Genomic DNA, 14,481 nt, shown 5'->3' on the forward strand with positions numbered 1-14,481 from the left:
CTGGAACAGCTCCGCAAAGGAGGCGGATGACCATGACGGCCCAATCGATCGCCGGTCCGGCGATGCGCGTGCGGGGTCTGGAGAAGTCGTACGGGAAGCTCGACGTGCTGCGCGGCGTGGACTTCGACGTGGCGCCGGGCAGCATCTTCGCCCTGCTCGGCTCCAACGGGGCGGGCAAGACCACGACCGTGAGGATCCTCGCCACGCTCCTCAAGGCCGACGCGGGAACGGCGAGCGTCCATGGCTTCGACGTCGCCACGCAATCCGCGAACGTACGCGAGTCCATCAGCCTCACCGGGCAGTTCGCGGCCGTCGACGGGATCCTCAGCGGCCGGGAGAACCTCGTACTCGTCGCCAGGCTGCGCCACCTCAAGGACCCGGCGGCGATCGCGGACGACCTGCTGAGGCGTTTCTCGCTGACCGAGGCGGGCGCGCGCCGGGTGTCGACGTATTCGGGTGGGATGCGCCGCCGGCTGGACATCGCGATGAGCCTCATCGGGAATCCGCCGGTGATCTTCCTGGACGAGCCGACGGCCGGGCTCGACCCCGAGGCGCGCATCGAGGTGTGGCAGGCGGTCAAGGAGCTCGCGGGCCACGGCACGACGGTGCTGCTCACCACGCAGTACCTGGACGAGGCCGAGCAGCTGGCCGACCGGATAGCCATCCTCCACCAGGGCCGGATCATCGTGAACGGCACCCTCGCCGAGCTCAAGCGGCTCTTCCCGCCCGCCACGGTCGAGTACGTCGAGAAGCAGCCGACCCTGGAGGAGATCTTCCTCGCGATCATCGGCGGCGACGACAAGAGCGACACCACCGGCACCGACAACTAGGGGACAGCAATGAACGCGCACTTCTTCGGCGACACCGCTGTTCTCACGGGGCGGACGCTGCGCCATGTCACACGCAGCATGGACACCATCATCACGACCGTCATCACACCGGTCGCCATGATGCTGATGTTCGTCTACGTCTTCGGCGGCGCGATCGACACCGGGTCGGTCTCGTACGTCAACTACATGCTGCCCGGCATCCTGCTCATCACGATCGCGTCGGGCATCTCCTACACCGCGTACCGGCTGTTCACCGACATGAGGAGCGGAATCTTCGAACGATTCCAGTCCATGCCGATCGCACGGTCAGGTGTGCTGTGGGCCCATGTCCTCACCTCCCTGGTCGCCAACGTGATCTCGCTCGTGATCGTCGTGGGCGTCGCTCTGCTCATGGGCTTCCGCTCAGGAGCGGGAGTGCCGGCCTGGCTCGCGGTCGCCGGCATCCTGCTTCTGTTCACCCTGGCCCTGACCTGGATCGCCGTGATCCCCGGGCTCTCCGCGACGTCGGTCGAGGGCGCGGGGGCGTTCGCCTACCCGCTCATCTTCCTGCCGTTCCTCAGCTCGGCGTTCGTGCCCACGGAGACCATGCCCGGCCCGGTGCGCTGGTTCGCCGAGCATCAGCCGGTGACATCGATCGTCAACACGATCCGCGACCTCTTCGCCCAGCGGCCGGTCGGGGACGACATCTGGACCGCCCTCGCGTGGTGCGTCGGCATCCTCGTCGTGGCGTACGTCTTCGCGATGGGCGCCTACCGCCGGAAGCTCACCTGAGGCAGGCTGAGACCCATGCTCACCATCAGCCGGCTCGCGGCGTACGCCGGGGTGACGGTGCGGGCGGTTCGCCACTACCACCGGATCGGGCTGCTGCCGGAGCCCGAGCGCGACCGGTCCGGTTACCGGAGCTACGACGCCGCCGCGATCGTACGGCTGATCCGGATCCGCACCCTGGCCGATGCCGGCGTGCCGCTGGCCCGGGTGCAGGAACTCCTCGACGCCGGCCCGGAGGAGTTCGCCGAGGGCGTCCAGACGATCGACAAGGACCTGCGCGCCGAGATCCGGCGGTTGCGGGACACCCGCGGACGGCTCGCCCGGCTCGCCGCCGGAGAGCACCTGGCGCTCCCCCAGAGCGTCGTGGACTACCTCGACCGGGTGCGCGGCCTCGGCGTCGAGGAGCGGTACATCGAGATGGAGCGGGACGCCTGGATCATGATCGCCGCCCAGGTGCCGCATCTGATGGACGCGGTGATCGCCAAGAAGCACGCGGAACTGGACGACCCTGACATGGTGAAGCTCTACAGCCTTCTCAACGGGGCACTCGACCGGCCGGTCGACGATCCGCGCGTGGTCGAGATCGCCGACATCGTGGAGCGCCTGATGATGCGCGCTGTGGAGGCCGGCGAGTTGGGCACCGACGTCTTCGACGACCAGCTCGTCGACCTGCTGGACTCCAGCATGGTCGAGTCCTCACCGGGCGCCAGGCGGGTCGTGGCGATCCTGGAGGAGCGGGGCTGGAGGGGCTGGACCCGCATCGAGCGTGTGCCCGCCGACCGGCTCGGCACCGAGCCGCCGCCCTCCGGGAAGAGCGCGGCGCGCGGCATTGCTGAACAGTAGGAGGGAACCGGAACCACCCATCCGAAGGGACCGATCACCATGGCCGCAGGACACCGCATCACGGTCGAGCAGGGCACGGAGCACGTGCGCGTCGTACGGGACGGACAGGTCGTCGCGGAGAGCCGTGCCCCGCTGGTGCTGCGCGAGACCGGCTGCCCGGTCCGCTACTACCTCCCGCCGCAGGACGTACGGACGGAGCTGCTGACGCCCTCGGACACCACGACCCACTGTCCGTTCAAGGGCGACGCGTCCTACTGGTCGCTGCCGGACGCGCCGGACCTGGTCTGGGGCTACCCGACCCCGAAGGCCGAAGTGGCGCAGGTCAAGGACCACTTCTGCTTCTACGACACCGAGGTCGTGGCCGCCTGAGAAGGCCGGCGGAAATCCACTGCGAAAAACTTCTGCCGTGGAGCGATGAGTTGGGCGCGGTCCGCCGGTCTGACTCTCCATGGACAACGTGTGCAAGGTGAAGTCGGGGGACGGCACCCCGATCGCTTACCGGCGGTCGGGCGAGGGACCGCCGGTGATTCTGGTGGGCGGCGCGTTCAGCACGGCGGAGTCGGAGGCTCCGCTGGCCCGGCTGCTCGCGCCGCGCTTCGCGACGATCACCTACGACCGGCGCGGCCGGGGCGCGAGCGGCGACCGGGCCCCGTACGCCGTGGAGCGTGAGGTCGAGGACCTCGCGGCGCTGCTCGCGGCGGCGGGCGGCAGCGCGGCGCTGTACGGGGTGTCCTCGGGCGGCGCGCTGGTCCTGGAGGCCGTGGCGGCGGGGCTGCCGGTGACGCAGTTCGCGGTGTACGAACCGCCGTACGCGACCGACCCGGCCGCCCTGCGGGCGAGGGCCGCGTACACGGAGCGGCTGACGGAGCTGCTGGCACGCGGGCTGCGGGACGACGCGGTGGAGCTGTTCCTGTCGGCCATGGATCTGCACCCGGCGACGATCGAGGTGATGCGCCGCTCCCCCCTGTGGGCGGACCTGGCGGCGGTGGCCCACACCCTCGCGTACGACAACCAGGTGCTGGGCGAGGGCCTGATCCCGCTCCGCCGCCTCTCGGCGGTCACCACCCGCGCGATGATCGTGGACGGCGGCGCGAGCCCCCCGGTCGTCCGCGACGCGGCCCGCGCGGCGGCCCGCGCCCTCCCGCGCGGCCGGCACCGCACCCTGACGGGCCAGACCCACGAGGTGGCCCCGCACGTGCTGGCGCCGGTCCTGGAGGAGTTCTTCGCGGCGTGACCGGGGGACTACCACTACCAGCGCAAGGCCGTGGCGCCACGGGCCCTCAGGCCCTCGCCGCCGATCTCGCCCGCGCGCTCCGGAGGCGCTCCGAAGAACTGCTCGGGGGACGCCTCTCCGATTCGGTGTGGCGGCATGACCGTATGACGAACCGGGGCACCGGGCGTCAGCCCGCCAGCGCCCCCGTGCGGCGTTCCGTGGTGGCGATGGTCGCCGAGCCGACGACGCGGGGGCCGTCGTACAGGACGATCGCCTGGCCGGGGGCGACCCCGCGGACCGGTTCGCCGAAGCGGACGTGGAGGGTGCCGTCGATCAGCTCGGCCGTCACCGGGGTCTCGCCGCCGTGCGCGCGCAGCTGGGCGGTGTAGCCGCCGGGGCCGACGGGGGCGGTGCCGCACCAGCGGGGCTTGAGGGCGGTCAGGGCGATGACGTCGAGGGCGGCGGCGGGGCCGACCGTGACGCGGTTGTCGACCGGGGAGATGTCCAGGACGTAGCGCGGCTTGCCGTCGGCGGCCGGGTGGCCGATGCGCAGGCCCTTGCGCTGGCCGATGGTGAAGCCGAATGCGCCGTCGTGGCTGCCGATCTTCGTACCGGACTCGTCGACGATGTCGCCCTCGGCCCGGCCCAGGCGGTCCGCGAGGAAGCCCTGGGTGTCACCGTCCGCGATGAAGCAGATGTCGTGGCTGTCGGGCTTCTTCGCCACGGCCAGGCCCCGGCGCTCCGCCTCGGCGCGGATCTCGTCCTTCGTGGTGAGCGTGTCACCGAGGGGGAACATCGCATGGGCGAGCTGCCGCTCGTCCAGCACACCCAGGACGTACGACTGGTCCTTGGCCATGTCGCTGGCCCGGTGCAGCTCGCGCGAGCCGTCGGCGGCGGTGACGACCGTCGCGTAATGGCCCGTGCACACCGCGTCGAAGCCGAGGGCGAGCGCCTTGTCCAGCAGGGCCGCGAACTTGATCTTCTCGTTGCAGCGCAGGCACGGGTTGGGGGTACGGCCCGCCTCGTACTCCGCGACGAAGTCCTCCACGACGTCCTCGCGGAAGCGTTCCGCGAGATCCCACACGTAGAACGGGATGCCGATCACATCGGCGGCGCGGCGCGCGTCCCGGGAGTCCTCGATGGTGCAGCAGCCGCGCGCACCGGTACGGAAGGACTGCGGGTTCGCGGAGAGCGCGAGGTGCACGCCGGTGACGTCGTGGCCCGCCTCGGCGGCGCGGGCGGCGGCGACGGCGGAGTCCACGCCGCCCGACATGGCGGCGAGTACGCGCAGGGAACGCTGGGAATTCTGAGTCATAGCCCAACCAGGGTACGGCCCGGGGGAACCACAGTCGCGCGGATATGCGTTGACGATCATATGGGCGAGAACGAGCAGGGTACGGCCGGCAGCGGCGCGAGGGGCAGCCGCCGGGCGCCCGCGCCCCGGGACGGGAAGAAGATTGCCCGCAGGGCGGTGCTGATCGGCGGCGCGGCGGCCGTGGTCGGCGGGGGTGTGCTGGCGCGGGACGAGCTGGCGCGGTTCTGGTGGCAGGTGCCGGGGGTCGGGAAGCCGCGCAAGGAGGGTGAGCTGGATTACGCCCCCTCGGAGTGGGTGGCGGCCTCGTCGGCGAACTGGCGCCGGGCTGACCGGCCCGACGACTTCCGCATCGACCGGGTGGTCGTCCATGTCGTCCAGGGCAGCTACGAGGTGGCGCTGAAGGTCTTCCAGGACCCCGGGCACGGCGCCGCGTCGCACTACGTGGTCGGTGAGAACGGACAGGTCGCGCAGATGATCCGCGAGCTGGACGTGGCGTACCACGCGGGGAACAGGAGCTACAACGAACGCTCGATCGGTATCGAGCACGAGGGCTTCGTGGACAAGCCCGAGTCGTTCACGGACGCGATGTACCGCTCGTCGGCGCGGCTGACTGCCGACATATGCCGGCGGTACGAGATACCCGTCGACCGCGAGCACATCATCGGGCATGTCGAGGTCCCCGGGACGGACCACACGGACCCCGGGCCGCACTGGGACTGGCCCCGCTATCTGCAGCTGGTACGGGAGGCGGAGCCGGTCGAGCCCTCCCCCTCGCCGTCGGGGTCGGTGGCCGCGCGAGGGGCCTGAGCCGACACGGGGGGCCTGACCGCCGTGAGGGGCCTGAGCCGCCCGGAGCCCAGGGCTCCGTACCGGCGGCTCGGGCGGGCCGGCGGCTCAGCGTCGTGTCAGCTCAGGCCCGCGTTGCGCGCGCGCTCGACCGCCGGGCCGATGGCCCGGGCGACCGCCTCGACGTCCGCCGCCGTGGAGGTGTGACCGAGGGAGAACCGCAGGGTGCCCCTGGCCAGGTCCGGGTCGCTGCCGGTGGCCAGCAGGACATGGCTCGGCTGGGCCACCCCCGCGGTACAGGCGGAGCCGGTCGAGCACTCGATGCCCTGGGCGTCGAGCAGCAGGAGCAGGGAGTCGCCCTCGCAGCCGGGGAAGCTGAAGTGCGCGTTGGCGGCGAGGCGGTGGTCGGGGTCGCCGCCGAGGACCGCGTCGGGGACGGCGGCCCGTACGGCCGTGATCAGTTCGTCCCGCAGGGCGCCGATCTCGCGGACGAACTCCTCGCGCCGCTCGGCGGCGAGCCGGCCCGCGACCGCGAAGGCGGCGACGGCGGGCACGTCGAGGGTGCCGGAGCGGACATGGCGCTCCTGGCCGCCGCCGTGCAGCACGGGCACCGGGGTGTAATCCCGGCCGAGCAGCAGGGCGCCGATGCCGTACGGGCCGCCGATCTTGTGGCTGGATACGGTCATCGCGGCGAGCCCGGAACCACCGAAGTCCAGCTCGGTCTGGCCGAAGGCCTGGACCGCGTCCGAGTGCAGCGGAACATCGAACTCCGCCGCCACCCGGGCCAGTTCCGGGACCGGCAGGATCGTCCCGATCTCGTTGTTCGCCCACATGACGGTGGCGAGGGCGACATCGAGCGGGTTCCGTTCGATCGCCGCCCGCAACACGTCGGGCAGCACCCGCCCGTAGGAGTCGACGGGGAGGTATTCGACGGTGGCGCCCTCGTGTTCGCCGAGCCATTCGAGGGCGTCGAGAACGGCGTGGTGCTCCACCGGGCTGGCGAGCACCCTGGTCCTGGCCGGGTCGGCGTCGCGGCGGGACCAGTACAGCCCCTTCACGGCGAGGTTGTCGGCCTCCGTGCCGCCCGAGGTGAAGACCACCTCGCTGGGGCGCGCGCCGAGGGCCTCCGCGAACGTCTCACGGGCCTCCTCGACGGTACGGCGGGCCCTGCGCCCGGCGGCGTGGAGCGAGGAGGCGTTGCCGGCGAGGCCGAACTGGGCGGTCATCGCCTCGATCGCCTCCGGCAGCATCGGAGTGGTCGCGGCGTGGTCGAGGTAAGCCATGGTGGGCTCGATTCTACGAGCGCGGACGGGCACCCACGCAGCCGGTACGGCGCGCAGCCGCCACAGGCCGGCTCCGACCGGGTCAGGACGGCCGGGTATCGGCCGGTACCGGGGGCTGGCCGGGCACCGTAAGGAGTGTCTAGCATGACGCTCATGACTGAGTGGAGGCTCGACCGTACGTTCCCCAGCTCGTCCGGCGAGGTGCGCTGGGCCGCATTCGGCTCACCCGGACTGCCGCCCGTCGTGCTGCTGCACGGGACGCCGTTCTCCTCGTACGTCTGGCGTGCCCTCGCCCGCGCGCTCGCGCCGGACCACCGGGTCCTGGTCTGGGACATGCCGGGGTACGGGGCCTCGGAGAAGAGGGCGGGGCAGGATGTGTCGCTGGCGGCCCAGGCGCGGGTCTTCACCGAACTCCTCGGGCACTGGGGCCTGAGCGGTGACGCGGGGCACCCACCGGCCGTCGTCGCGCATGACTTCGGCGGGTGCGTGGCGCTCCGGGCCCGGCTCCTGCACGGCGCGGCGTACGAACGGCTGGTGCTGGTCGACCCGGTGGCGCTGGCGCCCTGGGGTTCGGCGGCGTACCGGCTGCTCGGGGCGCACGGCGACGTCTTCGCCCAACTGCCGCCCGCCCTGCACCGGGCGCTGGTGCGGGAGTACGTCTCCTCGGCGAGCCACCGGGGGCTGTCGTCTGCGGTCCTGGAACGGCTGGTCGACGACTGGTGCGGGGTGGCGGGGCAGCCCGCCTTCTACCGGCAGATCCGGCAGAACGACCAGCGGTACACGGACGAGATCCAGGATCGGTACGGGGAGCTGGAGTTGCCGGTGCTGATCTGCTGGGGCGCGGAGGACACCTGGATCCCGGCGGCCAAGGGCGCGGAGCTGGCGGCGCTGATTCCGGGCGCCGAGCTGCGGCTACTGGCGGATACCGGCCATCTTGTGCAGGAGGACGCGCCGGCGGAACTCACGGCGGCGGTCGGCCGTTTTCTGATCAGTGGCCGGTTTCGTCCCGGGCGTCAGTCCTACGCGTCAGCCCCGCGCGTCAGTCCTGACGTTCCGCCTCGCGCCCGCCCTCCCGTGCGTCCGGGGGCGGATCGGCCGCGTACAACTCCATAGTGGCAGCCGCCGCGCGGGCCATCTGCTCCCGCGCCTCCGGCGGCGACAGGACCTCGACGTGCTCGCCGAAGGCCAGCAGTGAGCGCACGGCGCCGAGTTCGGGATAGGCGAGCCGCACCCCCGCCCACTCCCCGCCGGTCTCCACCACCGGCTCCTCGGTGAGGTGCGCCGCCTGGATCCGGTGGAACATGTCCATGCGCGAGACCCGCACCCTCGCCCGGACCCGCACCCGCGCGGGCCGGATCTCGACACCTCTGCGCAGCGCCGCCCAGACGTCCGCCAGCTCAGCGCCCGCCCGCCGCCGTACGGGCGCGTCGGTGACGGTGGCCTTCCGGACGCGCTCCGCGCGGAACAGCCGGGGCGCGCCCCGGTGGTCGGCGACGAGGTACCAGACGCCTGCCTTGACGACGAGACCGTACGGATCGACGGTGTAGGCGCGCGGCGTCGCCGTGCCTCCGTGCCGGTAGCGCAGCCGCAGCCGCCGGTCGGTGAAGACCGCCGTGGTCAGTTCGTCGAGTTCGACGGGCGGCCCCTGCGGGCGCATCCAGCGTTCCGGATCGACCAGGATCCGGCGGCTGATCAACTCGGCGGCGGGGCGGTGCGGTTCCGGCAGGGCGGCCATCACCTTGCGCAGGGCCGAGCCGAGCGCCCGGTCAAGACCGAGCGCGGTATGGGCGCCCGAAGCGGCGAGGACGAACAGAGCGCGGGACTCGTCGGCGGTCAGCCCGGTCACATCGGTACGGAAGCCGGGCAGCAGCGCGAAGCCGCCGTGCCGCCCGCGCTCGGCGTAGACGGGGACTCCGGCGACGGCCAGCGCCTCGACGTCCCGGTAGACGGTTCGTACGGAGACTTCGAGCCGCGCGGCCAGCTCCGCGGCCGGGACGAGCCCGCGGGTCTGGAGCAGCAGGAGGATGGAGAGCAGCCGGTCGGACTTCACCTGCCCAGGATTCCCTACCGCCCGGACTTCCTATCGGCCGGTATTCCCTGCCAACCGGGGTTCCCTATCGTCCAGGGTTCCCTGCCACCCGGGGTTCCCTGCCGTCCGGGATTGCCTACCGTCCGGGAGGCGCGTCAGGCGCGGGGGGCACGGGCCAGTTGGCGGGACTGGGCCACCAGCCGGTCCGCGCTGTCCCAGACCTCCGCGTCCTCCTCCAGGAAGCCTCCGGCCAGGTTACGGGTGGTGATGGCGACCCGGAGCGGCCCCGGCGCCGGGCGGCAGCGAATGTGGGCGGTCAGCTCGACGGTCGGGGTCCAGCCCCGCAGGCCCAGGTCGAAGGAGGTCGGCGGCAGCGCGTCGACGGTGAAGAGCAGCGAGAGCGGGTCGGGCTCGCGGCCGTCCGCGAGCCCGAACCAGGCGCGCATCTCGCCCCGGCCGGAGGGCTCGCCCACGGCCCAGCCGACCGTGGCGGGGTCGAGCCACATGGAGAGCCGGTCGATAATGGTGAAGTCACCGTCCGGCAGGGGCCCTTCGGAGGTGCTGACGCACCGCTCCAGCGGTGGCATCTCGGGCGGCTTCGCCGCCGTGCGTATGTCGTCGGGGAGCGCGTCCAGGTCACCGTACGAGGCGAGGAACCGGATCCGCTCCACCTCGCTCCCGTCCTCACCGGTCTGGAAGAGGGAGGCCTGGCCGGTGGAGAGCGTACGGCCGGTGCGGACGGCCTCGGTCCGCACGACGGCCGGTCCCGGCACCGAGGGCGTGAGGTAGTGGGCGGAGACCGCGAACGGGTCGGAGTGCGGCAGCGCGTCACCGAGCGCGCGGCCCATGACGGCCAGCAGATAGCCGCCGTTGACGATGTTCATGACGGTCCAGCCCGGGAAGAGCTGTGTGTCGTAGACGCCCGGGGCGCCGGGGGTGACGGCCGTCTCGCGATCGAACTCGCTGTCACCAATGGATGCCTGTGCCATGGAACGCAACCGTACAACATGAATTTACTAAGCGGTAGCTTAAGTTATCGGTACGAGGCGCTCCGCGGCGCTCCGGCTCGGCGGGGTCACGCGGGCTCCTCCACCGTGGCCGAGCGCCGGTTCCAGGCGCGCGGCGCCCGCCAGTGGAAGCGCATCGCGAGCAGCCGCAGAACGAACGCGGTCAGGACGGCGATCCCCATGGTGAGGCCGTTGAGCACGTCGAAGCGGATGCAGAGCGCCGCCATCGTCGCGCCGACGATGGCGGGCACCGCGTAGAGGTCGCGGTCCCAGCGCAGCAGCGAGGGCACCTCGTTGGCGAGGACGTCGCGCAGTACTCCGCCGCCGACCGCCGTGCCCAGACCGAGCACGGCCGAGGAGGTGAGACCGAGCCCGTACTCGTACGCCTTGACGGTCCCGGTGACGCAGAAGAGCCCGAGCCCCGCCGCGTCGAAGACATTGACGGCGCCCTGGATCCGCTCGACGTGCGGATGGAGGAAGAAGACCAGCACGGTCGCCACCAGCGGCATGGAGAAGTAGCCGAGATCGGTGAAGGCGGCGGGCGGGACCGCCCCGATGATCAGATCGCGGAGCAGCCCTCCTCCCAGCGCGGTGATCTCGGCCAGCACCGCCATGCCGAAGACGTCGAAGTTCTTGCGTACGGCGAGCAGGGCGCCGGAGATCGCGAAGACGAAGATGCCGGCGAGGTCCAGCGCGTGCTGGACGGACGGGGTGAACAGGGTGAAGAGGGTGTGGAGCACCCGGACATTGTGCCGCTCCCGCCGGACACCCCCGATCGGGCCCACCCTTCCCGGCGGACCGCAGGGCCGACGGCCCGCCGGACCGCATGGCCGAGGCCCGGCGGATGTCCGCCGGGCCTCGGGTGTCGCTCAGTACTCCTCGTACGGTGCGCCCCTCGTAGGGGCTGCTCCTCGTACGGTCCGCTACTCGGAGGTGCCGCCGGCGTCCGAACCGGAGTCCGACGTGGCCTCGGCCGACGTGTCGGGCTTGGCCTCCGGCTTGACGTCGGTCTTGGCCTCGGTCTTGGCCTCGGTCGACGGTTCCGCACCGTCGGCCACGTCTGCACTGTCCGCCACGTCCGCCAGCTCGATCGTCTCCCGCGATGCCACCGAGACCGTGTCCTGCGGACGCTGGTCCGGCGCGTTCTCCGGGTGGTGGCAGGCCGTCTGGTGGCCCGGCGCGAGCTGGATCAGCGGCGGCTCCGTCGTCCTGCAGACCTCCGTCGCCTTCCAGCAACGGGTGTGGAACCGGCAGCCGGTCGGCGGCGAGATCGGCGACGGGACATCGCCCTTGAGCAGGATCCGGTCGCTCTTGCCGCCGCGCCGGCTCGGGTCGGGCACCGGCACGGCCGACAGCAGCGCCTTCGTGTACGGGTGCATGGGCGACTCGTACAGCGACTTGCGGTCCGCCAGCTCGACGATCTTGCCGAGGTACATCACCGCGATCCGGTCCGAGACATGGCGGATGACCGAGAGATCGTGCGCGATGATCACGTACGTCAGCCCCAGCTCCTCCTGGAGGTCGTCCAGCAGGTTCACCACCTGGGCCTGGATCGACACGTCCAGCGCCGAGACCGGTTCGTCGGCGACGACCAGCTTCGGGTTGAGGGCCAGCGCCCGCGCGATGCCGATGCGCTGGCGCTGTCCGCCGGAGAACTCGTGCGGGTAGCGGTTGTAGTGCTCGGGGCTCAGGCCCACCAGCTCCAGCAGCCGCTGCACCTCCTTCTTCACGCCGCCCTCGGGCTCGATGCCCTGGAGCTTGAAGGGGGTGGAGACGATCCCGCCGATGGTGTGGCGCGGGTTCAGCGAGCCGTACGGATCCTGGAAGATCATCTGGATGTCGCGGCGCATCGGCCGCAGCGCGCCCGCGGACATGTGGGTGATGTCCTTGCCCTGGAACTCGACCGTGCCACCGGTCGGTTCGAGCAGCCGCGTGATCAGGCGGCCCATGGTCGACTTGCCGCAGCCGGACTCGCCGACGACGCCCAGGGTCTCCCCGGGACGTACGTCGAAGGAGAGCCCGTCGACCGCCTGGACCGCGCCGACCTTGCGTTTCAGCACGCCCTTGGTGATCGGGAAGTGCTTGACCAGGCCGGTGACCTTGAGGATCGGCTCCGGGCCCTCCGAGGGACCGCCCGCGGCGGCCCCGTCCGCCGCGACCTGCTCCGGAATCTTCTTCGTCAGCTCAGTCACAGCTTCGGCGCAATCTCTTCGGTCCAGATCTTTTCCCGCTCCGCGCGCGACATGTGGCAGGCGGAGAAGTGCCCGTCGGTGATCTCCCGCAGGTCGGGACGGACCGTACGGGTGAGGTCGTCCTTGGGGACGTCGGCGTACGGGCAGCGCGGGTTGAAGGCACAGCCGGACGGGACGTTGATCAGACTGGGCGGGGTTCCCTTGACCGGCACCAGCCGGTCGGTCTGCTCGCGGTCGATGCGGGGCATCGAGCCCAGCAGACCCCAGGTGTAGGGGTGCTGCGGCTGGTAGAAGACCTTCTCCGACGCGCCGCGCTCGATGCAGCGCCCGGCGTACATCACGAGCAGCTCGTCCGCGATCTCGGCGACGACGCCGAGGTCGTGGGTGATGATGACGACCGCCGAGTGGAACTCCTTCTGGAGGTCCCGGATGAGGTCGAGGATCTGCGCCTGGACGGTCACGTCGAGGGCGGTCGTCGGCTCGTCGGCGATGAGCAGCTCGGGGTTGTTCACCAGGGACATCGCGATCATCGCGCGCTGGCGCATACCGCCGGAGAACTGGTGCGGGTAGTCGTTGTAGCGCCGGGCCGGCTCGGGGATCCCGACCCGGTCGAGCATCTCGACGGCCCGCTTCTTGGCGGTCTTCTTGTCGACCTTGTTGTGGACGCGGTACGCCTCCACGATCTGCGCGCCGATGCTGTAGTACGGGTGCAGCGCGGAGAGCGGGTCCTGGAAGATCATCGACATCTTGTGGCCGCGCAACTGGCGCACCCGCTCGGGGCCCGCGCCGATCAGCTCCTCGCCGTCCAGCCAGATCTCGCCGGAGATGCGGGCGCGCTCGGAGGTGTGCAGCCCCATGATGCCGAGCGAGGTGACGGACTTCCCGGAGCCGGACTCGCCGACGATGCCGAGGGTCTTGCCCGCCTGGAGGTCGAAGCTGACGCCGTCGACGGACTTCACGAGGCCGTCGTCGGTGTCGAAGTGGATGCGCAGGTCCCGTACGGAGAGGAACGCGTCCTTCGCCGGCGGGGCGCCGGCGGTGGCTCCCGTACCCGTACCCGCGTCGTCCCCGCTCGCGTCCTTCTTCTTGCTCACGTCGCTCATGAGAGCCTCACCCGGGGGTCGATCGCGGCGTACACGAGGTCCACCAGCAGATTGCAGAGAACGATGAAGAAGGCGGCGACCAGCGTCACACCCATCACGACGGGCAGGTCGCTCTTGGTCACGCCCTGGATCGCGTACGCGCCCATCCCCTGGAAGTCGAAGACACGCTCGGTGATGACCGCGCCGCCGAGGAGCAGCGCGAAGTCCATGCCGAAGATGGTGATGAGCGGGGTGAGCGCGGCGCGCAGGCCGTGCTTGACGACCACCGTGCGCTCCTGGAGCCCCTTGGCCCGCGCGGTTCTGATGTAGTCCTCGCCCATGGTCTCCAGCATCCCGGCACGGGTGAGCCGCGCGTAGAGGGCGGAGTACAGGAAGGCGAGGGTGCACCAGGGGAGGATGAGGTTCCAGGCCCAGTCACCGGGGCTCTCGGAGAAGGGCACGAACTCCAGCTCTTCCCAGATCGTCCAGTGGAAGCTGAAGAGGGCGAGGGAGACCATGCCGGTGAAGAACATCGGCAGCGAGACGCCGGCGAGGGCGACGCTCATGGCCAGGCGGTCGAAGATGGAGCCCCGCTTGAGCGCGGAGAGAACGCCGATGGCGACACCGGAGACGACCCAGATGACCGCCGCGCCGATGGCGAGCGAGAAGGTGACCGGCACGCGCAGGAGGATCTCGGGCCACACCTCGACATGGGTCTTGAAGGAGTAGCCGAAGCACGGCGCGTTGCACACCGTGGGGTTGGGGCCGAAGTTGTACTCGGCGCCGACCATGATGGCCTTGATGAAGTGCCAGTACTGGAGGTAGAGCGGATCCTCCAGCCCCAGGTTCGCCTTGATGGCGGCGATGGCGTCGGGGTCGGCGCCCTTGCCGACGTACTGGGCGGCCAGTGAGTCGGTCGTCTGGCCGCCCAGCCGGGGCACCAGGAAGAAGATCGCGAACGTGACTGCGCTGACCACCAGCAGCAGCAACACCGCGGCGAATACGCGTCGGATGATGTACGCAGCCACAGCCGTGCGGTGCCGGGTCGGGGGGGGGGGGGGGGGCCCCGCCCGCCCCCCCCCCCACACCGCCGGAGGGGGGGGGGGGGTTTTTTTTAACCGGGGGGAGGTAGT

The 14,481-nt window shown here is 71.2% G+C and carries 15 protein-coding genes; 7 read left to right on the forward strand and 8 right to left on the reverse strand.

The genetic code is table 11. The features are described from left to right. Positions 1-32 precede the first annotated feature (32 nt). From ACFTZC_RS20065 to ACFTZC_RS20085, 5 genes are all read left to right on the forward strand, one after another. Positions 33-830, forward strand: coding sequence for an ABC transporter ATP-binding protein (locus ACFTZC_RS20065; RefSeq protein WP_382891474.1), 798 nt, complete (start codon positions 33-35; stop codon positions 828-830). 9 nt (positions 831-839) lie between these two features. Then, positions 840-1,601, forward strand: a complete 762-nt coding sequence (locus ACFTZC_RS20070; protein ID WP_382891476.1) for an ABC transporter permease — start codon at positions 840-842, stop codon at positions 1,599-1,601. A gap of 15 nt (positions 1,602-1,616) precedes the next feature. Next, positions 1,617-2,441 carry a MerR family transcriptional regulator gene (locus ACFTZC_RS20075; protein WP_382891478.1) on the forward strand — a complete coding sequence of 275 codons (825 nt, stop codon included), beginning with the start codon at positions 1,617-1,619 and terminating at the stop codon, positions 2,439-2,441. A gap of 33 nt (positions 2,442-2,474) precedes the next feature. After that, positions 2,475-2,810 (forward strand): DUF427 domain-containing protein, encoded by a 336-nt coding sequence (locus tag ACFTZC_RS20080; RefSeq protein WP_382891629.1) that lies wholly within the window; start codon positions 2,475-2,477, stop codon positions 2,808-2,810. Between the two features lie 88 nt (positions 2,811-2,898). Beyond that, positions 2,899-3,675, forward strand: a complete 777-nt coding sequence (locus tag ACFTZC_RS20085; RefSeq protein ID WP_382891480.1) for an alpha/beta fold hydrolase — start codon at positions 2,899-2,901, stop codon at positions 3,673-3,675. A 166-nt stretch (positions 3,676-3,841) separates the two neighbouring features. Here the strand turns inward: ACFTZC_RS20085 and mnmA are convergent, their stop codons facing one another. Continuing rightward, complete coding sequence (gene mnmA, locus ACFTZC_RS20090) at positions 3,842-4,969, reverse strand: tRNA 2-thiouridine(34) synthase MnmA (RefSeq protein WP_382891482.1); 1,128 nt, start codon at positions 4,967-4,969, stop codon at positions 3,842-3,844. A gap of 60 nt (positions 4,970-5,029) precedes the next feature. Here mnmA and ACFTZC_RS20095 point away from each other — a divergent pair, with 60 nt between their 5' ends. Then, positions 5,030-5,776: an N-acetylmuramoyl-L-alanine amidase gene (locus tag ACFTZC_RS20095; protein ID WP_382891484.1), complete on the forward strand. Its 747-nt coding sequence runs from the start codon at positions 5,030-5,032 to the stop codon at positions 5,774-5,776. Between the two features lie 98 nt (positions 5,777-5,874). Here ACFTZC_RS20095 and ACFTZC_RS20100 read toward each other — a convergent pair whose 3' ends face one another. After that, a complete protein-coding gene (locus ACFTZC_RS20100; protein WP_382891486.1) occupies positions 5,875-7,038 on the reverse strand; it encodes a cysteine desulfurase family protein in 1,164 nt (387 codons plus the stop codon). A gap of 153 nt (positions 7,039-7,191) precedes the next feature. Between ACFTZC_RS20100 and ACFTZC_RS20105 the strand changes: the two genes are divergently transcribed. Further along, positions 7,192-8,151 carry an alpha/beta fold hydrolase gene (locus ACFTZC_RS20105; protein WP_382891630.1) on the forward strand — a complete coding sequence of 320 codons (960 nt, stop codon included), beginning with the start codon at positions 7,192-7,194 and terminating at the stop codon, positions 8,149-8,151. On the opposite strand, the gene ACFTZC_RS20110 is transcribed toward ACFTZC_RS20105, so the two are convergent. From ACFTZC_RS20110 to ACFTZC_RS20135, 6 genes are all read right to left on the reverse strand, one after another. Continuing rightward, positions 8,078-9,088, reverse strand: a complete 1,011-nt coding sequence (locus tag ACFTZC_RS20110; RefSeq protein ID WP_382891487.1) for a helix-turn-helix transcriptional regulator — start codon at positions 9,086-9,088, stop codon at positions 8,078-8,080. The genes ACFTZC_RS20105 and ACFTZC_RS20110 overlap by 74 nt on opposite strands. A 134-nt stretch (positions 9,089-9,222) precedes the next feature. Continuing rightward, on the reverse strand, positions 9,223-10,056 hold the full coding sequence (locus ACFTZC_RS20115; protein ID WP_382891489.1) for a thioesterase family protein: 834 nt from the start codon (positions 10,054-10,056) through the stop codon (positions 9,223-9,225). A gap of 86 nt (positions 10,057-10,142) precedes the next feature. Continuing rightward, positions 10,143-10,814, reverse strand: a complete 672-nt coding sequence (locus tag ACFTZC_RS20120; protein ID WP_382891491.1) for a trimeric intracellular cation channel family protein — start codon at positions 10,812-10,814, stop codon at positions 10,143-10,145. 183 nt (positions 10,815-10,997) lie between these two features. Beyond that, positions 10,998-12,266, reverse strand: coding sequence for an ABC transporter ATP-binding protein (locus ACFTZC_RS20125; protein WP_382891493.1), 1,269 nt, complete (start codon positions 12,264-12,266; stop codon positions 10,998-11,000). Beyond that, on the reverse strand, positions 12,263-13,369 hold the full coding sequence (locus ACFTZC_RS20130) for an ABC transporter ATP-binding protein (protein WP_382891495.1): 1,107 nt from the start codon (positions 13,367-13,369) through the stop codon (positions 12,263-12,265). Before ACFTZC_RS20130 ends, ACFTZC_RS20125 begins: the two co-directional genes overlap by 4 nt. Continuing rightward, entirely contained in the window at positions 13,366-14,376 is a 1,011-nt protein-coding gene (locus ACFTZC_RS20135) for an ABC transporter permease (RefSeq protein ID WP_382891497.1), read from the reverse strand. The genes ACFTZC_RS20130 and ACFTZC_RS20135 overlap by 4 nt, the downstream gene beginning before the upstream one ends. Positions 14,377-14,481: the final 105 nt, after the last annotated feature.

The sequence above is a fragment of the Streptomyces sp. NPDC056987 genome, from assembly GCF_042673865.1.
Classification (GTDB): Bacteria; Actinomycetota; Actinomycetes; order Streptomycetales; family Streptomycetaceae; genus Streptomyces.